An 18,873-nucleotide genomic window follows, 5' to 3' on the forward strand; every position below is an offset into this window, starting at 1 on the left:
ACCGGCGAGCGGTCAGACCCCGGCGGTGTCGAGGCGGGTCAGCTGATCGTCGCTGAGCTTCACGTCCAGCGCGGGCAGCATGTCCTCGAACTGTTCCGGCGTGCGCGGCCCGATCAGCGGCAGCACTCGCGGCGAGCTCTGGTGCATCAGCCAGGCCAGCACCAGCTGGTTCGGGGTGACGCCGGCCTCGTCGGCCACCTCGAGCAGCGCGGCCAGCCGGGCCTCGGTGTCCGGCCCGCCGTACGAGCTGAACACCCAGTGCTCGGCCCGCTTCTCCGCCGAGTCGTAGATGCCTTTCAGGATCGGCGAGTACGCCACCAGCGTCTGATCGTCGTGTTCGCGCAGGTAGTCGAGCTGCTCCCCGTCGACGATGGAGGCGCTGTCGGCGCCGGGGTTCGGCCGCAGATACGAGTGCTGCTGCTGGACGGCCACCGGCAGCGGCCACCCGTTGGCCCGGCACAACCCGCGGATCCGTTCGAGCCGCCACGTGCGTACGTTGGACCAGCCCAGGTGACGCACCTTGCCCGACCGCACCAGGCCGGCCAGGGCCTCCAGGGTTTCCTCGAGCGGCGTGTTCCGGTCGTCGACGTGCACGTAGAACAGGTCGACGTGGTCGGTGCCCAGCCGCTTCAGGCTCCCGTCGAGCGCGTGGCGCAGCGTCTGCGCCCCTGCGCCCTCGAAGGTACGGCGGGCCAGCTCCCAGTTGGCCGTGCCGTCCGCCGCCCACAGATCCGGCGAGTAGCGCGGCAGCGCCGTGGCCTTGGTCGCCAGGAACACCTCGTCCCGCCGGTTGCCCTGCCGCATCCAGCGCCCGAGCAGCTCTTCGCTCTCCCCGCCCCGGCTGTCCCGGCGAGCCCACCACTCGTAGCAGTTCGCGGTGTCCACGAAGGACCCGCCGACCTCGAAGTACCGATCGAGAATGCGGAACGAGTCCTTCTCGTCGGTGGCGTTGCCCATCTGCATGGCCCCCAGCGCCAGCCGGCTCACCTGCTGCCCGGTACGGCCCAATTCGATCGTCTGCATGCCGAGAACGCTAGGACCTCGAGCACACTCGAGGTCAACCCCGTTCGGCGGTACGGTTCGTGCCGGCACTACTTCCACACGCCGGCCTCGGGCGCGGCTGGGCAGTCGAGGGCGGGGTCACCGACGATGGGGAGCTGGTCACGGCAGGCGGGCGACAGTGGGATGACCGCCGGGTGACAGGGGCGCGGGGCAGGGTCGGCGGCATCGGCGAGGACAAGGAGTTCCGATGTACGTCTTCCGATTCGAGTCCGGGTCGCGTCACTACGACCGCCGCGGCCGGATGCGTCACTACCGTGGAGGCGCGGAGGTGACGCGATGACCGAGTTCACCGCGCACCCGGTGCGCGGGCGGCTCAACGCCGCTGTTTTCCGGAGCGTCGACGGGTACGCGGATTTGCTGTTCGGCCAGCGCAAGCGGGAGCTTTTCGCCGCGCTGCCCGACACCGTGGTCGAGATCGGGCCCGGTACCGGGGCCAACTTGCGGCATTACCGGCCCGGTACGCGGCTGATCGCGATCGAGCCGAACCCGTACATGCACGAGCCCCTGCTGGCCAACGCCCGCCGCCGCGGCGTCACCGTCGATCTGCGGGCGGCCGGGGCCGAGCACACCGGGCTCGGCGACGGCGAGGCCGAGGCCGCCGTCAGCACCCTCGTGCTGTGCACTGTGCCCGATCCGGCCGCGGCGCTCCGTGAGATCGCGCGGATTCTGCGGCCCGGCGGGCGGCTGATCTTCGTCGAGCATGTGGGCGCCGACTCCGGCAGCGGCTACGACCGGCTGCAACGGGCCGTCGCCAAGCCGTGGCGGTGGTTCTTCGAAGGGTGTGAGGTCAGCCGCGACACCGAAGGGCTGCTGGGCGCCGCCGGGTTCGCCCGCCTGTCCGTGTCGCGTTATCGGCTGCGGTCGGTGTTCCTGCCGATCAACACGCAGATCGCCGGCGTGGCGGTGCGCTGATGCGGTTCGGGGTGCTCGGCGCGGTGCGGGCGTACGCCGCGGACGGCACCCCGATCCCGCTCGGCGACCGGCAGCGGGCGCTGCTCGCCGCGCTGCTGGCCCGGGCCGGGCGTACCGTCGCGGCCGACCGGCTGGCCGAGCTGATCTGGGGCGGGCAGCTGCCGGCCGATCCGGCGGCGGCGCTGCACAGTCAGGTGTCCCGGCTGCGCCGCGCGCTGCCCGCCGACACCCGGCTGGTCACCGAGTCACCCGGCTACGTGCTGCGGCTGGGCCCGGGTGACGTGGACGCCGCCCGCTTCGACGACCTGGTGGCCCGGGCCGCCCGGGAGCCGCCGGCCGCCGCCGCCCCGCTGCTGGAGGAGGCCCTGCGGTTGTGGGGCGGCGAGCCGTACGCCGAGGTCGCCGACTCGGAGATCGCCCGGCTGGAGGCCATCCGGCTCGGTGAGGCGCGCCTGCACGCGACCGAGCAGTGGCATCGCGCGCTGCTCGGGGCCGGGCGGGCCGCCCAGTCGCTGCCGGGCCTGGAGGCGTTCGTGGCCGCCCATCCGCTGCGTGAGCAGGCCCGCGATCTGTTGCTGCGCACCCTGTACGCGCTCGGCCGGCACGCCGAGGCCCTGGACAGCTACCGCGACTACACCGCGCGGCTGGCCGGTGAGCTCGGCTTGGAGCCGGCCGCCGCGATCCGCGACACGCACCTGCGGGTGCTGCGCCACGACCTGCCCCGCGAGGTGGGTTCGGCGCCGCCGTTGTCGCGGCTGCGCGCCGTGTATCTCTCCGTGCCGGGCGGGTACTCGATCGCCACCGCCACCCTCGGGGAGGGCCCACCGCTGGTGGCGTTGCCGGGCTGGGTGTCGGCCCTCGACGTGATCGCGGCCGGGCGCGATCCCCGGTCGAGTCTGCTGGAGCGGCTGGCCGGCCGGTGCGAGCTGACGCTGTTCGACCGGTACGGCACGGGATTGTCCCGGGGCCCGGTCGGCGACTTCGGGCTCGAGGCGTCGGCCGCGGAGCTTCTCGCGGTGGTCAGGCGGATCGGCGTACCCGCAAACGTCTTGGCCATGTCGGAGGCCGGCCCGCTGGCCGTGGCTCTGGCCGCCGCCCACCCCGAGCTCGTCGACCGTCTGGTCTTCGTCGGCACGTACGCGGACGGGCCCGCGACCTTCCGGCGCCCGGAGCTGAACGCCGCGCTGGTCGCCATGATCCGTACCCACTGGGGTCTGGGTTCGAAGGTCTTCGCCGACCTTTACCGGCCCGGCGCGAGTGACCACGCCGCCCAGCACCTGGCCGAGGTGCTGCGCGACTCGGCCGACCGGGAGGTGGCGGCCGCCTACCTGGAGGCCGCGTACGAGGCGGACGTCGGCGATCTGCTGCCCGGGATCACGGTGCCGGCGCTCGTGCTGCACTACCGCGGCGACCGGGTGATCCCGTTCGACGGGGGCCGGCAGCTCGCCGCGGGTCTGCCCGGCGCGCGGCTGATCGCGCTGGAGGGCCGCTACCACCTGCCTGACGCGGCCGACCTGGACCGCGTCGTCGACGAGATCGCCGGTTTCGTCGGCGCTTAGAACGGCGCCACGTCCAGCGTGCCGATCCCTCCCACCGCGTCGATTTTCAGGCCGCCCGAGGAGTCGTCCCCGCCGGCGCGGCGGGTGTCGCCGGGTGCCAGATCCTGGTCGCGGTCACCGTTGAGCTTCGACTCCCCCACGCCCTTGGCGACGATCAGCTTGACCGGAAACGATCCCTCGGTACGGATCTTCCAGCTGTTCACGCCGCCCGACATGCGCAGCGGGATCTCCGCGTCCTGCCGCGGCAGCGTCATCTCGAAGCTGTTGGCGCCACCCTGGAGGTCGAACGCGCCCACGCGCCCCTCGGCCATGGCGAACGTGGCCCGGCGTACCCCATGGGTGGTCTTGATGGTCCAGGCGATCCGCTCGTCGAGCACGACGTCGACGACGGCCTCGCCCTTCTTGTCGTTGGCCTTGGTGGTCAGGGTCAGCGTGGTGCCCTTGAGCGTCGCGTCCGGGGTCACGCTGCTGTCCTCGGGCGTGTGCACGCGGGCGATGCCGTTGGTGGGCGGCCGGCCGACCGACACGTTGAGCTCCCGCATGCCGCCGGCCAGCACGAACGTCCCCGCCGGGAAGGCCGGCCCGGGATCGGTGACCGCCGGCGAGGACGGCGCCTTCGAGGTGGCCGCCGGTGAGGACGGGGCGGCGGTGGTGGTCGCGCCGGGGGTGGGTGAGGCGGGCGCCGGCTCGATCGACACCGGAGGGTTGGGCGACGGCACCACGATCTCCGGGCCGGTGGCGGGGGCGGGCGGCGCGGCGGCGGGCGGCCGGTCGGACGTCGTGGCCATGCGCAACAGCACCACGCCGGTGACCACGACCAGCACGACGGCCACGACCGCGCCGGCCACGAGGGCCAGGCGCGGCGGTTTCCGCTTCGGGGGGTACGGCTTCTCGCCGTCACCCTCGTCGTCCTCATCCTTCCTGGTGTCCGGCCAGTAGTCCGAGATCTTCGGCCATCCGGCGGTGTCGTCCAGTGTGGGCTGCTGCGGGCCAGGACCGTCCATGGCGTCGTCTCCTCGTGCGGGCGCCGTCAGCCCGGAGTACGGACACCGGCCCCGGATAGTTCGATCACGATCGAACGCGTGAAGAATCTTGCCATTGGCGTCCTTCGCCGTAAGAATGCCTTTTCGACAGCTTAAGAAAGTCTTAGCGCGCGCCCTCGGAGCGGAATTCTGATGACCGAAGATGATAGGGACGAGGGTCTGCGTGTCGGCGGTTGGGGCCCCTATCGCGACGCCTCCGGCCCCGGCTCCGCACCCTCCCCGCGGCCGGTTCCGCCGTTGACCACGCCGTCCCCGGGCGCGGCGGGCGACCTTCAGCGCCGGCTGCTGACCCTGCTCGGCGCCAACCCGCCGCGGCACTCTCTCGTCAGCACGCTGAGCGGCGGATCACCGCGGCGCGTACTGCTGGCCGGCGTCACCGCCGTCGTGATCGTGGCCGCCGGCCTCGTCGCCCTCACGGTCGGCGGCGGCGACGAGCCCACGCCGCCACCAGCGGCTCTGCTCGTCGTGCCCTCGTTCTCGCCGGCCGCGCCGGTGTCGATCCGGCCCGAGCCGACGCTGTCGCCGCCTCCGCCGCCGACGTTCGTGCCGCCGCCGACCACCCCGGTCCGGACGACGACCAAGCCGGTCGAGCGGGCCACGACGACGCCCCCGCCGCCGAAGCCGTCGTCGCCCCCGCCGCCTCCGGCTCCGGCCCTGGTACCCGGGGCGCGGGTCGCGCTCGAGGCCGCCGACCGGTCGGGACGCCGGCTGCGCCACCGCGACTTCCTCGCCCGGCTCGAGGTTCTCCGCTCCGAAGCCGACCGCGACAGTTCCCGTTTCACCGTCCGCAATGGTTTGAACGGGCAGGGCTGCGTCTCTTTGGAATCAGTTAACTATCCGGGCTATTTCTTGCGCCATCGTGACTTCATCCTGCGCCTGGACCGGCAGGACGGTTCACCATTGTTCCAGCAGGACGCCACATTCTGCCCGAAGCCCACCGGCCCGGCATTCATCTTCGCCGCGACCAATTACCCCACTCACGTCCTGGTCGCCGACGGCCGCGGCGTTCGCCTGGCCCAGGTCTCCCCCGGCCAGGCCACGGCCTTCGTCGTACGGAATCCCTAGTCGCTTCCCGCCTCGCCGAAGCTGGTGAACATGTCGACCAGCGACCGCGGCGCGTTGTCGTCGAAGATCAGCTCGAGGCTGTCGGCCGACTCCTGGGCGACGGCCTCGCTGCGCTCGAAGAGTTCCTTCTCGTACGCCGCAAGCGCTCCCTCGATGTCATCCGGACGGGCCGCGAGGGCCTTGCCGAGCTCGGCCCCGTCGACCATGGCCAGGTTCGCGCCCTCACCGGCGAACGGCGACATCACGTGCGCGGCGTCGCCGAGCAGGGTCACCCCCGGAATCCGATCCCAGCGGTGCCCGACCGGCAGCGCGTTGATGGTCCGCGGGACGAGAGCCCCGTCCGCGTCGCTGATCAGCGACCGCAGCTCCGGCGCCCAGTCGGCGAACTCGTCCAGCAGCACGGCCTTGCCGCGGCCGGCGTCGGCCCAGTCGGTCCGCTCGACCCAGTCCTTCGGCGTCGTGAGCGCGACGTAGACGTGCAGGCTGCCGTCGGCCTCCTTGTGGGCCAGAAAGCCCTTGCCCGGCGCCAGCGCGAACAGCATCCCGCCGCCGACCACCGAGGCCGGCACGGGGTCCACCTCACGATGGTCGACTTCGACGAACGAGATTCCCGTGTACGCCGGTTGCGCCCCCGACAGCAACGGCCGGATCCGCGACCACGCGCCGTCGGCACCGACCAGCAGATCGGTGGTGACCACCTCGCCCCCGGCGAAGCGCAGCTCGTGCCGCCCATCACCCAACGGCGTAGCGGCGGTGACCTTCCGGCCCCACTGGACGGTGCCGTCCGGCAGCGAGTCGAGCAGAAGCTGCCGCAGCTGTCCCCGGTCGACCTCGGGGCGGTTGCCGGCGCTCTGCTCGTCCGACTCCTCCATGAGCACGGTGTTGCGCTTGTCGAGCACGCGCATCGCCTGCCCGCCCTCATGAATGATCGCCTGAAACTGCTCGAAGAGCCCCGCGTCGCGCAACGCGACCTGCCCGTTGTAGTCGTGGATGTCGAGCATGCCGCCCTGGGTCCGGGCTGCCGCCGAGGCGTCCAGCTCGTAGACGGTGGCGGCGATCCCGTGCAGGTGCAGAACCCGGGCCAGGGTCAATCCACCCAGTCCAGCTCCGACGATGGCGATGTTCATAGTGCCCTCCGATGATTGGTAGAACGCGTTCGCAACGAACACGTTCGCGCTGGGTATACGGAATTGCGTCGTTCTGCCGAATTCAGCGTCCGTGGATTCAGCCCTCTCGAGTGGGGCCGAGGCCGTCGATGAGCGTTTCGAACGCCCAGCGCCGGCGCTGCTCGCCGGTGCCGGACAGGATCTCGTCGCGGACGCGCGCCAGATGGGGGTACTCGTCCGGCCGGGCCTCGGCGACCGCGAGCGCCAGATCCTGCTCCTCGGCGTCCGCGTCGGCCGACTCGTCGCGCCCGGTCTGCTCGGCGGCCGTGGCCGTCGCCTGCTGCAACAGGATGTCGACCCCCCACGCGGCCTGCCGTTCGGGCAGCCCACCCGCGAGCAGCAAGCCGAGCAACGTGTCGATCAGCCGCAGATAGTGCGGCCCGGACGGCCGCAGCGTCAGCACCGAACGGGCCAGCCCCGGATGGGCGAACAGCAGATCGCTGTAGGCGGTGAGCAGCCCGACGAGCCGCTCCCGCCACGGCCCTCCGGCGGGTTGCTCGAGCCCGGCGACGAGCTCGTCCAGGATCGCCCCGTGCAGCTCGGCGGTATTCCGCACGTACACGTAAAGAGAGGCAGGCCCGGTATCAAGCTCCGCGGCCAGCCGGCGCATGGTCAGCCGCTCCAGGCCTTCCTCCCGCATGACCCGCAGAGCAACCGCCACCATGCCTTCCCGGCTGAGCGCCGGCTTGGCGGGCCGATCACGCCGGCTGACCGGAACACGACGAGGACTCATAACACGATCGTAGCGAACGTGTTCGTCAAAAGCACCGCCTCAGGAAGAGACGCCGGTCTCACGTGAGATCCAGATCAGGGACCTCATCCCGCCTAGGAACGCCTGAGCCCAGCGCCGCGCACGACCCAGGAACGCCCGAAGTCGGCGGCGCGCCCATCCTTGGAGAATCGAAGCCCGCGCCAGCGCCCAGGGATGGGAGGGCGTGCCCGCCCAGGTCCAGCGTCTTTGGCGGCCGGAATGGCGCCGCCGATGGCGTCGATCAGCGCGAACGCCACCAGCAGCACCACGGCCGCCGCCAGCAGGCCCAGGGCCAGCGGGTCGGTCCAGCCCAAGACTCGCCCTGGGCGAGCGGAAGCAGGAGGCCGGCATGGCGGCTCCCAGCAACACCGTGCCGGGGATGTCCATGCCGCCCGACGCGGCCGTCTGGGGTGAGGGCACCAGCACCAGGATGCCGGGGATGGCGATGGTGCCGCCGGCCACGCAGGCCCGAAACATGACGTGGTCGTCGGCGTACTGAGCGATGACCCGGCCAGCGGCAGGCCGAGGGCGCCGCCCACGCCGAGCATCGCGCTGATCAGGGCGATGCCGGCGCCGGCGTGTTCCTTGGGCAGGATGACGCCGATCAGGCTGACGCTCAGGGAAACCGTGGCCACTGAGAGCCCGACGATCTGCTTCCCTGACCAGGCCCGGGGCGCCTCCGCGGGCGTGGTCGAGACGGACTACCTGGCGGGCGCTCCCACCGGTCGTACACCGGCCGAACTGATCAGCGCCGCCATGCGGGAGGTCGGCGCCTTCGTGGTCACGCACCGGGAATGGCTCGCGGCGCTGCGCCACGTCGCGCGGCAGTCCCAGCATCTGCGGGCGGCCCATGCCGGCGTCCCGCCGGTGGCTTAACGAATCGCCCGGGCGACCCCCTGAGCCGGCCGGTCATCCAGCTCTCGGGTGGTCTCCCGGACGATTCGCCCGCTCCGCGCGCGGCAGCTGCCGTTACCGCGAACGGAAGATCATCAGGACTGCGACGGTAGCGGTACGTGCAACTCTTTCGCTGCGATTTCCCGTACGGACCACACCTTCGCGGCACCCGTAGCTCACGCGGCCGGGCCCAGCGGCACCCCATCGGCCCGTCACAGGTTCTTGGCCATGTTGCGCCCGGTCTCGCTGAACCCCAGCTGTTCGTAGAGAGCCCGCGCACCGGCGTTGTGCGCGAAGACGTGCAGCCCGATCCGGCTCAGCCCGTTGTCGTGACACCACCGCTCGGCCGCCACCATGATCGCCCGCCCGTATCCCCGCCGGCGCAGGTCCGCCTCGACAGCGACGTTGTGGACGAAGGCGGTGTCCCGCTCGACCTTCACCCAGAGGAACCCGACCCGACGGTCACCGTCGTAGGCGAACCACAAATGATTTCCGGCGGTGGCAAGCCCTTCCGGAAGCAGCCGCGCATACGTCTCGGCCGCGTCCCGCACCGACTCTTCCGCCGACCGGCCCGAGGAGGCCGCGCTGCGCGCATAGTGCGCCTCCGCCTCGACCCGCCACGGCCCGTACTGCTCCTGAGTCATCGGCACCAGCCGGACAGTCCCCATGCCCGACAACCTACCGACCCCACAACGCTCGTTCGATCCGCGCTCGTGATGCACGACGGCGGCGCCCGAGGGGTCAGGCGTGGTGACCGGACGGTCCCGCACCGAACGATCGGTAGGCATGGGCGGCCGCCGCCCCCAACCGCAGATACCACAGGCGCCCGTCCTCCCCCGCGTTGTCGTACGACGTGTAGGTGACCGATTGAGCAATCAGCGACAGCAGGTATTGGCGGTGAAACATCGCTTGGTCCCGGCTTTCGACCTGCTTGACAGCTTCGAGGCGAACGGAGTTCACCACGCGCTCCAGGGCGGTGCGAGGGGTGGCCGTCGCCGGAGCTGCCGAGGTGAGCGCATCGACAAGGGACGGGACAGCGCCGGACCGCACGGCCGGAAATATGAGGGACAGCAGCAACGCGGCGACGTCTCGTGACAACGGCGCCCGCGGATCGAAGGCGGAAAGATCAATGAGCCGGATGCCCTCGAAGTCGAGTTCGCCGTCAGGTGTCCGGGAAACGATGATGTTGTCGACGTGCAGGTCACCGTGGGACCGGCCGGCCAGGAATTCCACCGCCCCCGCCAGTTCGGACGTCAACTGGAAACGGCGGGCCAGGTCAGGCAATCCCGCCCGCACGTCGCCGGCCCGGGCATCGGGGATCAGTCCCGCGTCTCGCGCCCAGGTGTAAGCCGATCGGCCGCGATCCAGGACGCCCCTCAGCTCCGCCGCCAGGAACTGCTCCACGCTCGACGTGCGACGCTCCCGGGAATTGGGTGAATTCCAGTCGCCGAGCACCAGACGGATGGTGGCGACGCCGCCGTCCAGACGGGCGGCGCCCGGCAGCTGCCCCAGTGTCACCGCGGCGGTGAGGGAGCTCGACGAATCGAGAAACATGAGAACGCGACCGTCGGCCAGGGCGACCGGCGGGTAGATCTGACGGAAAAGGTGCCGGGTGGCGAAGACCGGAGAATCCCGCCAGGCGCGCTGGTGGTTCGCCGGCTCCCGGGCCGGACTGCCCGCCGAGCACACCTTCACCAGCAGGTCCGCCGACAGCCGCTCATGGGCCGGCACGACGATGTGGAGCCTGACGAGCAACGCACCGCTTCCGCCTCGCCGGCGCCAAGGCGCCGCCGGCACCGTCGCGACAAAACCTTGATCGCGTGCCCATGCTCGAACCGCCCGGGTCACGTGCGGGTCGTTCAGATACCGATCAAGGCCGCCGACCTGTTCGAAGGTGCTCATCAAAGTCAAACTCTAGCAATGGGGTTCCGCGATTCACGACATTGACACTTACGGGTATGGAACGCCATGGCCGGCATGGCCTAGACTGCTGCCATGTCTTCGCCCGACCCGCCCACCAAAAAGCTTCAGGTGAGCCGCGAAGGCCAAAGCGCCCTGCGCGCCATGTCAATTTCGCATCGACGGGTTCGCCTACTTTTCGGGGCTCGGCTATTGATTTCAGCGGGCATTGCGGTCACGGGCGCCGTATTGACGATCAGATCGGTTCCGGCGACGTGGGTAACCCTTGCCGGTGCGGCCTGGGCCGCCATCAACTCGGTCGGATTGACATGGTGGGCGGACGCCGAACTTCAACGGGCCGCGAAGCTGCAGGAGAAGTTCGAAGTCGAGGCCTTCAGGCTGCCTTGGAACCACGTCGCCGCCGGGCCGGAGGTCAGGTCGGCCGACCGGAGCGCCCTGAGCCGGAAATTCAAGAAAGGACGCATAGACAGCGACTGGGACGACGTACCCGCCTTCGATCCGCCCTTCGACGTCCTCGCCCGCCAATTGACGAACCTTGTGTGGGGAGCCCGCGTTCGGCGGAGGTACGCCAACGTCGTCGCTGTCGTCATAGGCGCGTGGACCCTCGCCGGGGCCGTTGTCGGCGTTGCGGGCGGCTTCACGGTCGCTCAGATCTTCGTCGGCTGGTACGTTCCCTCACTCGGCGGTCTGCTGTTCGGTCTCGAATCGATCCGGCAACAATTGGCAGTCGCCAAGGAGAGGGAACGCGTCGCCGACTACGCCGAGAAGCAGATATTGGAAGCTGCTCGACGGCCCCTGGATCCGGCACTGCGCGCGTCGCTGGTGACACTTTCCCGGCAACTTCAGGACGTCTTGTTCAGAACGAGGAGCAGGGCTCCCCGGGTGCCGAAGTTCCCGTTCTACCGGTTGTCGTACGAACGCGACAAACTCAATTGCCGCGAGTGTACGCGCGGCGTGGCCGACGCTCTGGCCACGCTGTCGCCGGCGCCATGACGGAGAGGTCGGTCCCGGTCGGGCCCGGTGACGTGTCGGCGGCGGTGTCGCGCGTCTGAGCCGAGCCGGGTTCGTATGGTGTGGTCATGAAGAGTGTCGATGCCGGTGTGCTGTCCGTCGCCTATCTCGAGGACGGGCCGGCCGGCGGCTGGCCGGTCGTCCTGTCGCACGGGTTTCCCTACGACGCGCACGCCTACGACGAGGTCGTCCCGGTGCTCGTGGCGCGAGGCGCGCGGGTCGTCCGGCCGTACCTGCGGGGTTTCGGACCCACCCGGTTCCGTTCCGGGGCCACCGTTCGCAGCGGGCAGCAGGCCGCCCTCGGGTCCGATCTGCTCGCGCTGATCGACGCTCTGGGGCTCGACCGGCCGATCGTCGCCGGGTACGACTGGGGCGGCCTCGCCTCCTGCGTGGTGGCCGCCCTGTGGCCGGAGCGCGTGGCCGGGCTGGTGTCACTGGCCGGGTACGACATCATCGACATCGAGCGGCAACGGCACGCGTTCGATCCCGCCGTCGAGCACGCGGTCTGGTATCAGCATCTGTTCCAGACCGAGCGTGGCCGCGAAGTCCTCGCCGCCCATCGGGCCGGCCTGTGCCGGATGCTGTGGCGGCAGTGGTCCCCCGAGTGGGCCTTCGACGAGGCGACGTTCGCCCGGACCGCCCCCTCGTTCGGCAATCCCGACTTCGTCGACGTCGTCGTCCACGCCTACCGGCACGCGCTCGGCCGGGCCGCCGGCGATCCGGCCTACGAGGACCTCGAGGCCCGCCTCGCCGCGCGCCCGAAGATCACGGTGCCGGCGGTGACCCTGGACGGCGCCACCGACACCCTGAAGCCCGGCGGCACCGCCGGGCACGCCTCCATGTTCAGCGCCCGGCACGAGCACCGCCTGGTCGCCGCCGGCCACAACCTTCCGCAGGAGGCGCCCGCCGCCTTCGCGGAGGCCGTGGCGACCGTACGCCAATGGTCGTAGGCCTCGAAGAACGCTACGGCGACACGCGGGCGGCCGGCAGCGCGTCGTGGACTTTGTGCAGGAGGTCCTGACGGGTGAAGGGCTTTTCGACGAAGGGGATGCCGGGGTCGAGGACCCTCGTCTCGCCGAGCAGGCCGTTGCTGTATCCGGACATGTAGACGACCGGGAGGGCGGGGTCGCGTTCGTGCAGGAGCTCGGCCAGGCGGGGGCCGGACATCTCCGGCATGATGACGTCGGTCAGCAGGGCGTCACAGCCCTTGTCGGCGAACAGTTCCAGGGCGTGCGGGGCGCTGTCGGCCAGCAGCACGTGGTATCCGGCGGCGGTCAGGATGCGGGTCACCACCCGGGCCAGGTCGATCTCGTCCTCGACGACCAGGATGGTGCGGCCGTCGCCCGATGGCGGGGCCGCCGGCCGTACGGTCACCGCCGCGCCGGCGGAGTCGGCGGCCAGCGGGAGATAGATGCGGAAGGTGGTGCCCACGCCGGGCTCGGAGTAGACGTTCAGGGCGCCACCGGCCTCGGTGACGATGCCGTAGACCGTCGACAGGCCCAGCCCCGTACCCCGGCCCCGGGGTTTCGTGGTGAAGAACGGCTCGAAGATGCGCTGGACCACCTCGGGCGGCATGCCCTCGCCGGTGTCGCTGACCTGAAGGCGGGCGTAGCGGCCGGCGGGCAGGGCCGGCTGCATCTTCACCTCGTCGCCGTCGAGCTCGGCGGTGCCGGCCTCCAGCACGAGCGCGCCGCCGTCGGGCATCGCGTCGCGGGCGTTGAGGGCCAGGTTGAGCAGGATCTGCTGGAGCTGGCCGGGGTCGGCGCGCACGATGACCGGCTGCTCCCCGGGGCGGGCGGCCAGGGTGATGTGCTCGCCGATGGTGCGTTCCAGCATGTCGCGCACCTCGGCCAAGGCCCGGTTGAGGTCGACGTCCTGCGGCTGCACCGTGTCGCCGCGAGTGAAGGTGAGCAGCTGCCGGGTCAGCCCCATGGCCCGGTCGGCCGCCGTGCGCACATGGTTCAGGTCGGCCTGGACGCCGGGATGGCCGGCGCTCTCCTCGATGGCGAACTCGGTGTAGTTCACGATGATGGCCAGGATGTTGTTGAAGTCGTGGGCGATGCCGCCGGCCAGCTTGCCCAGGCTCTCCATCCGCTGGGCCTGATGGGTGCGCTCCTCGAGGGCGCGCTGCCGCTCGGCCGCCTCCCGGGCCTGGCGGATGTCGCGGGCCACCACCGAGACACCGGTGACCCGGCCGAGGTTGTCGCGGATCGGGGCCACGTTCAGCGAGACCTCGACCGGCGTGCCGTCCTTGTGCAGGCGCCGGGCCTCGTAGTAGACGCCACGTTCGCCGGCGGCGATGCGTTCCCGCACCTCCGTCTGCCGAGCGAGGCCGGCGTCGTCGGTCAGCAGGGAAGCCGGCCGGCCGACGATCTCGTCGGCGCGGTAGCCGAACAGCCGCTCGGCGCCGCCGTTCCAGGCGGTCACCCGCCCGTCCAGGCCGAGGCCGATGATGGCGTCGTCGGTGTACTCGACCACGGCCGCCAGCGTCGAGCGAGCCTCGGCCAGGCGGCTCTGCTCGCCCGGCGAGACGTACATGGAGCCGCCGCCGAGCAGGACGCCGTAGCTGCGGCGCAGCGACCAGTAGTAGACGCCGACCCCGGCGGTCAGGGCGTCCCACACGGCGAGCGGCCAGCCCGGCAGGTGGCCCGAGTGGTCGAGGATCGCCCGGTACACCGACCACGCGTGCAGACCGTGCCCGATCGCGCAGCTGAAGAAGATGAGCGCGGTGGCCAGGGCCAGCCGGTTCGTGCGCAGCTGTCCCGCCCGGCTCACGGGCACCACGATGGCCACCATGATCCCCGCGTAGGCGACCATGATGACCAGGTTCGCGAGCAGGTACAGCTGCTCCGGCACGTTCGTCCTATCGGCCGCCGGGCGCCGCAGTTGAGGTGGCGACCGAGGCGAGGATCTCGCCGGCCCGGACGGCGCCGGCCGAGAGCAGGGTGGCCGTTATCCCGTGCGCGTGTTCGGTTCCGCCCTGCAGGTAGACGCCGGCCTTGAGGTCCGGGTCGGTGAGCAGGCGGTAGTCGCGGCCGGCGCGCAGCAGGTCCTCCTCGTCGCGCAGGCAGTGCTTGCCCGCGGTGCCCAGCAGCCGGGTCACGTCGACCGGGCGGTAGCCGGTGGCGTAGACGATGGCGTCGGCCTCCAGGGTGGTGAGCTCGCCGGTGGGCAGGTGCTCGACCACGGCGGTCACGCCGTCGGCGCGTGGCGTCAGGCCGGCGATGCGGGAGGCGCGCCTCATGCGGAGACGGTCACGGCCCAGGACCCTTTCCCGGTACGTACGGCGGTACAGCTCCTCGATGAGGTCGCCGTCGACCACCGAGTAGTTCGTGTTGCGGTGGTAGTCGAACAGCATCCGTTTCACGTCGGCCGGGGCGTCGTAGTACAGGTCGACGGCGGCCGGGTCGAAGATCTGGTTGGCGAAGCTGCTGTCGTCGGCGGGACTGTAGCCGTACCGGAAGAAAACGCTGTCGACCTCGGCCGTGGGGTAGCGGGAATGCAGGTAGGCGACCGATTCCGCGGCGCTCTGCCCGGCGCCGACGACGATGAAGCGTTGCGGTTGCGGCACGTCGAAGGACGCGACCCGATGGAGCAGATCGAGGTTGTGCCAGACGCGCGGCCCGGGGGTGACGTCGGGCGGCAGGCTCGATTCCAGGCCGACCGCCACGACGACGTTGCGGGCCCGGAAGGTGCCGCGCGGGCTGATCACGTCGACCGCCCACGCCTCGCCGTTCTCGTCGTGGACGGGCACCACGTCGGTCACCGTGTGGCCGTAGCGGACCAGGTGGCCCACCCGGCGGGCGGCCCACGCGAAGTAGTCGTGGAACTCGACGCGCAGCGGGTACATCGACTTGAAGTTGATGAACTCGGCGAGGCGGTCGTGGGCGTGCAGGTACGACACGAAGCTGAAGTCGCTGGCCGGGTTGCGCATGGTGACCAGGTCCTTGAGGAACGACACCTGCATGGTGGCGTCCTCGAAGAGCATCCCCCGGTGCCACCCGAAATCCTCCTGCTTCTCCAGGAAGACCGCGTTCAGCGGGGTGTCGTGTTCTTCGACGGCGATGGCCAGCGCCAGGTTCGACGGGCCGAAGCCGATGCCGACGAGGTCGTACACCAACATGTCTTTGCCTTTCAGAGGAAGGTGGCGATCTCGGAGGCCGTGCCGACCACACCGCACCGGTCGGCGACGTGCCGCAGCGCGTCGCGGTGGTGGGCGGGGCTGAAGTCGGCGACGGCGTCGGCGACGACGAACGGCTGGATGTCGCGCATGAACGCGTCGAGGGTGGTGGCGAGCACGCCGATGTGCGCGTAGACCCCGGTGACGATGAGCTGGTCGCGTCCGTCGAGCAGGTCGGCCAGGGGGGTGCCGACGAAGGCGCTGTAGCGGCGCTTGGTGATCCGGACGTCGCCCGGGCCGGGCGTGAGGGCGTCGGTGATGGCCAGCGCGCTCTCCGACGGCGGCGGCCCGTCGCCCCAGAAGTCCTGCAGCAGACCGCGGTCGGCCAGGCTCTGCCCGCCGGGCTGGGCCGAGAAGACGACCGGCATGCCGGCCTCGTGGGCGTGCTTGCGCAGCGCCGCGATGTTGTCGACGACCCGGGCCAGGAGGGCGTGGTCGGCCGTGCCGAACGGGGCCAGGAAGTAGTTCTGCATGTCGTGCACGAGCAGGGCGGCCCGGTTCGGGTCCGGGTGCCAGCCGACGCGGGCGTTGTGCACGGAGAAACCGGTGGGGAGGGGGTACGGGGTGATGCGCGGGAGCATGTCAGCCTTCCTTCAGCGATCGCAGGGCCGCACGCAGCTCACGCCGGCTGATCTTGCCGACGCCGGTGACGGGGAACGCCTCGACCACGGTCAGCCGGTCGGGGATCTTGTAGGCGGCCAGGCCGCGTTCCCTCAGGTGGGCGCGGATGTCCGGCAGGGTGATCGTGGCGTCCGGGCACGGCACGACGAAGGCGCACGTCCGCTCGCCCAGATAGGCGTCGGGGATGGCGACCACGGCCACGTCGTGCACGGCCGGATGGGTGAGCAGATGGTTCTCCACCTCCTCGGCGGCGATCTTCTCGCCGCCCCGGTTGATCTGGTCCTTGGCCCGTCCCTCGACCACGAGATAGCCGTCGGGGCGGTGCCGCACCAGGTCGCCGGTGCGGTAGAAACCGTCGGCGGTGAACGCGGTCCGGTTGTGTTCCTCGGCGTTCCAGTAACCCTTGATGGTGTACGGGCCGCGGGTGAGCAGATGGCCCACCTCGCCCCGGGCCACCGGCCGGCCGGCGTCGTCGACCACGAGGATCTCGTCGTCCGGCGAGATGGGCCGTCCCTGGGTGTTCAGCACGATCTCGTCCGGGTCGTCGAGCCGGGTGTAGTTGACCAGTCCCTCGGCCATCCCGAACACCTGCTGGAGGCGGCAGCCGAGGACGGGCCCGACCCGGGCCGCGACCGTGCTGCCCAGCTTCGCCCCGCCCACCTGCAGCACCTGAAGGCTGGACAGGTCGGGTTTCTTCTCCATCGCCGTGACCGCGTCCAGCCACAGCTGGGCCAGCGGCGGCACGACGGCGGTGATGGTGACCCGCTCGACCGCGATGAGCGGCAACACCGTGGCCGGGTCGGGCCGGCGGGCCAGCACGATCCGGCCGCCCGCGTGCAGCACGCCGAGCACGCCCGGCGAGGACATGGTGAAGTTGTGCGCCACCGGCAGGACGGCGAGATAGACGGATTCCGGTGTCAGGGCGCAGATCCGGGCGCTCTCGCGAACGCTGTAGAGGTAGTCGTCGTGGGTGCGCGGGATGAGCTTGGGCAGCCCGGTGCTGCCGCCGGAGAGCTGGAGGAAGGCCAGTTCGTCGGCGGACGGCCCGTCCGGCAGTCCGGACGGATCGGCGTGCAGGTCGCCGAGTTCCGCGTCCACGATCAGCCGGGCGCCGCCGGCGGCCGCCGCGAGGGTCCGGTGGTCGAAGCCCTCGTGCACCCCGGTCGTCACGAAGGCGACCGCCGACGTGTGCGAGCAGAAGTAGCCGATCTCGGCCGCCCGGTGCGCGGGCAGCGCGAAGACGGGCAGGGCGCCCAGCCGGAACAGCGCGAAGATGACCTCGAAGTACTCGGCCGTGTTGGGCAGTTGCACGACGACCCGGTCGCCCTTGCCGATTCCCAGGCCGTGCAAGCCCGCGGCGAGGCGCAGGGCGCGGTCCCGCAGCTGGGCGTAGGTGATCTCACGGTCGCCGTCGACGACGGCGACGCGGCTCCCGTGCTTTTCCGCGGCGGCGCGGAGCAGATCGTCGAACGTCTGGCCGATCCAGTACCCGCGTTCCCGGTACAGGTCCTCAACGGACATCGGAAAGCTCCAATCCCAGCGCGGCGAGCATGGTGCCGAGCTTGGCCGTGGTCTCGGCCAGCTCCGCCTGCGGATCCGAGCCGGCCACCACGCCGGCCCCGGCGAACAGGTCCAGGCCGTCCTCGTCGGCGGTGGCGCAGCGGATGGTGACCGCCCACTCCCCGTCGCCCGAGGCGTCCACCCAGCCGACCATGCCGGTGTAGAAACCGCGGTCGAACGGCTCCAGCTCGCCGATGGCGGCCCGGGCGGCGGCGGTCGGCGTGCCGCACACGGCCGGGGTCGGGTGCAGCGCGGTCGCCAGCCGCAGGGCCGAGACGGCCGGGTCGGCGACGGTTCCGGTGATGAGGGTGGACAGGTGCCACATGGTCGCCGTGCGCACCAGCGACGGCTCGGCGGGCACGGTCAGGCTCGCGCAGTACGGGCGGAGCCCGTCGGCGACCGCGGACGCGACCACCGCGTGCTCGTGCCGGTCCTTCTCCGACCGCAGCAGCGCCTCGGCCCGGCGGGCGTCCTCGGCCGGGTCGCCGCTGCGCGCGGCCGAGCCGGCCAGCGGGTTGGCCGTGACCCGCCGGCCCCGGCGGGACACCAGCAGCTCGGGGCTGGCGCCGAACAGGGTGCGGCCGCCGCCGAGGTCGACGCCGAACGTGTAGCCGCTCGGGTCGCGGCCGGCCAGCGCCCGCACCACCGGCGCCGGGTCGAAGCCGGGGGCGTCGGCCCGCAGCGACCGGGCCAGCACCACCTTGGTGTAGCGGCCGGCGTTGATCTGCCGGACCGCGTCGGCGACCGCCGCGGCGTACTTCTCCGGCTCCGGCACGGGCCGGACCCGGGTGACCGGGCTCTTGAGGTCGATCACCCCGGGGGCCGGCGGGCCCCCACGCCGCAGCCGCATCGGCACGACCAGGTGGGCGTCGGCGCCGGGGGCGAACGGGACCGCGCCCACGACGGCGCGGACCTCGTGGCCGGCCGCCTCGGCGACGGCCAGGACGGCGTCGACCCGGTGGGCCAGGTCGGCCAGCCCGTCCCGGCGGCCCGACGGCGGAACCGCGAAATAGGTGTCCTCGGCGAGCAGGGTGCCGCTCGGTGAGGCGAACAGCGACGAGCGGCCCGGGCGGTAGCCCGCCAGCAGCTCGGCCGCGGTGGTCGCGGCGGAGACGGTAGTCACTTCGAT

General features: G+C 71.4%; 18 protein-coding genes. 7 read left to right on the plus strand and 11 right to left on the minus strand.

Features of this window, described 5'->3' with window-relative positions:
* Positions 1-12: 12 nt before the first annotated feature.
* Positions 13-1,023, minus strand: a complete 1,011-nt coding sequence (locus AB0C26_RS38695) for an aldo/keto reductase (protein ID WP_360258085.1) — start codon at positions 1,021-1,023, stop codon at positions 13-15.
* Between the two features lie 315 nt (positions 1,024-1,338).
* On the opposite strand from AB0C26_RS38695, the gene AB0C26_RS38700 reads away from it, so the two are divergent.
* A complete protein-coding gene (locus tag AB0C26_RS38700; protein WP_360258087.1) occupies positions 1,339-1,974 on the plus strand; it encodes a class I SAM-dependent methyltransferase in 636 nt (211 codons plus the stop codon).
* On the plus strand, positions 1,974-3,533 hold the full coding sequence (locus AB0C26_RS38705; protein WP_360258089.1) for an alpha/beta fold hydrolase: 1,560 nt from the start codon (positions 1,974-1,976) through the stop codon (positions 3,531-3,533). Before AB0C26_RS38700 ends, AB0C26_RS38705 begins: the two co-directional genes overlap by 1 nt.
* Here AB0C26_RS38705 and AB0C26_RS38710 read toward each other — a convergent pair.
* A complete protein-coding gene (locus tag AB0C26_RS38710; protein ID WP_360258092.1) occupies positions 3,530-4,537 on the minus strand; it encodes a hypothetical protein in 1,008 nt (335 codons plus the stop codon). The two genes, AB0C26_RS38705 and AB0C26_RS38710, sit on opposite strands and share 4 nt — an antisense overlap.
* A gap of 171 nt (positions 4,538-4,708) precedes the next feature.
* On the opposite strand from AB0C26_RS38710, the gene AB0C26_RS38715 reads away from it, so the two are divergent.
* Positions 4,709-5,641: an AbfB domain-containing protein gene (locus AB0C26_RS38715; protein ID WP_360258094.1), complete on the plus strand. Its 933-nt coding sequence runs from the start codon at positions 4,709-4,711 to the stop codon at positions 5,639-5,641.
* Here AB0C26_RS38715 and AB0C26_RS38720 read toward each other — a convergent pair.
* On the minus strand, positions 5,638-6,768 hold the full coding sequence (locus tag AB0C26_RS38720) for an NAD(P)/FAD-dependent oxidoreductase (RefSeq protein ID WP_360258096.1): 1,131 nt from the start codon (positions 6,766-6,768) through the stop codon (positions 5,638-5,640). The genes AB0C26_RS38715 and AB0C26_RS38720 overlap by 4 nt on opposite strands.
* Positions 6,769-6,865: 97 nt before the next feature.
* Positions 6,866-7,540: a TetR/AcrR family transcriptional regulator C-terminal domain-containing protein gene (locus tag AB0C26_RS38725; RefSeq protein WP_360258099.1), complete on the minus strand. Its 675-nt coding sequence runs from the start codon at positions 7,538-7,540 to the stop codon at positions 6,866-6,868.
* A gap of 367 nt (positions 7,541-7,907) precedes the next feature.
* Here AB0C26_RS38725 and AB0C26_RS38730 point away from each other — a divergent pair, with 367 nt between their 5' ends.
* Both AB0C26_RS38730 and AB0C26_RS38735 read left to right on the plus strand, forming a co-directional pair.
* Positions 7,908-8,057 carry a hypothetical protein gene (locus tag AB0C26_RS38730; RefSeq protein ID WP_360258101.1) on the plus strand — a complete coding sequence of 50 codons (150 nt, stop codon included), beginning with the start codon at positions 7,908-7,910 and terminating at the stop codon, positions 8,055-8,057.
* A 95-nt stretch (positions 8,058-8,152) separates the two neighbouring features.
* Positions 8,153-8,434 (plus strand): hypothetical protein, encoded by a 282-nt coding sequence (locus AB0C26_RS38735; protein ID WP_360258103.1) that lies wholly within the window; start codon positions 8,153-8,155, stop codon positions 8,432-8,434.
* Between the two features lie 230 nt (positions 8,435-8,664).
* Here the strand turns inward: AB0C26_RS38735 and AB0C26_RS38740 are convergent, their stop codons facing one another.
* Both AB0C26_RS38740 and AB0C26_RS38745 read right to left on the minus strand, forming a co-directional pair.
* The gene (locus tag AB0C26_RS38740) at positions 8,665-9,120 is read right to left on the minus strand and encodes a GNAT family N-acetyltransferase (RefSeq protein ID WP_360258105.1); all 456 of its coding nucleotides are present in this window, start codon (positions 9,118-9,120) and stop codon (positions 8,665-8,667) included.
* A gap of 73 nt (positions 9,121-9,193) precedes the next feature.
* The gene (locus AB0C26_RS38745; RefSeq protein ID WP_360258108.1) at positions 9,194-10,354 is read right to left on the minus strand and encodes a hypothetical protein; all 1,161 of its coding nucleotides are present in this window, start codon (positions 10,352-10,354) and stop codon (positions 9,194-9,196) included.
* Between the two features lie 93 nt (positions 10,355-10,447).
* Between AB0C26_RS38745 and AB0C26_RS38750 the strand changes: the two genes are divergently transcribed.
* Both AB0C26_RS38750 and AB0C26_RS38755 read left to right on the plus strand, forming a co-directional pair.
* Positions 10,448-11,365, plus strand: a complete 918-nt coding sequence (locus AB0C26_RS38750; RefSeq protein WP_360258110.1) for an S-4TM family putative pore-forming effector — start codon at positions 10,448-10,450, stop codon at positions 11,363-11,365.
* Between the two features lie 86 nt (positions 11,366-11,451).
* Positions 11,452-12,333, plus strand: a complete 882-nt coding sequence (locus AB0C26_RS38755) for an alpha/beta hydrolase (RefSeq protein WP_360258112.1) — start codon at positions 11,452-11,454, stop codon at positions 12,331-12,333.
* Positions 12,334-12,346: 13 nt separating this feature from the next.
* On the opposite strand, the gene AB0C26_RS38760 is transcribed toward AB0C26_RS38755, so the two are convergent.
* The 5 genes from AB0C26_RS38760 to AB0C26_RS38780 are packed head-to-tail and all read right to left on the minus strand — an operon-like array spanning position 12,347 to position 18,867.
* Positions 12,347-14,239: an ATP-binding protein gene (locus AB0C26_RS38760; RefSeq protein WP_360258114.1), complete on the minus strand. Its 1,893-nt coding sequence runs from the start codon at positions 14,237-14,239 to the stop codon at positions 12,347-12,349.
* Positions 14,240-14,246: 7 nt separating this feature from the next.
* The gene (locus AB0C26_RS38765; RefSeq protein ID WP_360258117.1) at positions 14,247-15,506 is read right to left on the minus strand and encodes a SidA/IucD/PvdA family monooxygenase; all 1,260 of its coding nucleotides are present in this window, start codon (positions 15,504-15,506) and stop codon (positions 14,247-14,249) included.
* Positions 15,507-15,517: 11 nt separating this feature from the next.
* Positions 15,518-16,144: an isochorismatase family protein gene (locus AB0C26_RS38770; protein ID WP_360258119.1), complete on the minus strand. Its 627-nt coding sequence runs from the start codon at positions 16,142-16,144 to the stop codon at positions 15,518-15,520.
* 1 nt (position 16,145) lies between these two features.
* Entirely contained in the window at positions 16,146-17,705 is a 1,560-nt protein-coding gene (locus tag AB0C26_RS38775; RefSeq protein WP_360258122.1) for an AMP-binding protein, read from the minus strand.
* A complete protein-coding gene (locus tag AB0C26_RS38780; protein ID WP_360258124.1) occupies positions 17,695-18,867 on the minus strand; it encodes an isochorismate synthase in 1,173 nt (390 codons plus the stop codon). The genes AB0C26_RS38775 and AB0C26_RS38780 overlap by 11 nt, the downstream gene beginning before the upstream one ends.
* Positions 18,868-18,873 lie beyond the last annotated feature (6 nt).

The organism is Actinoplanes sp. NPDC048796, from assembly GCF_040650035.1.
Taxonomy (GTDB): domain Bacteria; phylum Actinomycetota; class Actinomycetes; order Mycobacteriales; family Micromonosporaceae; genus Actinoplanes.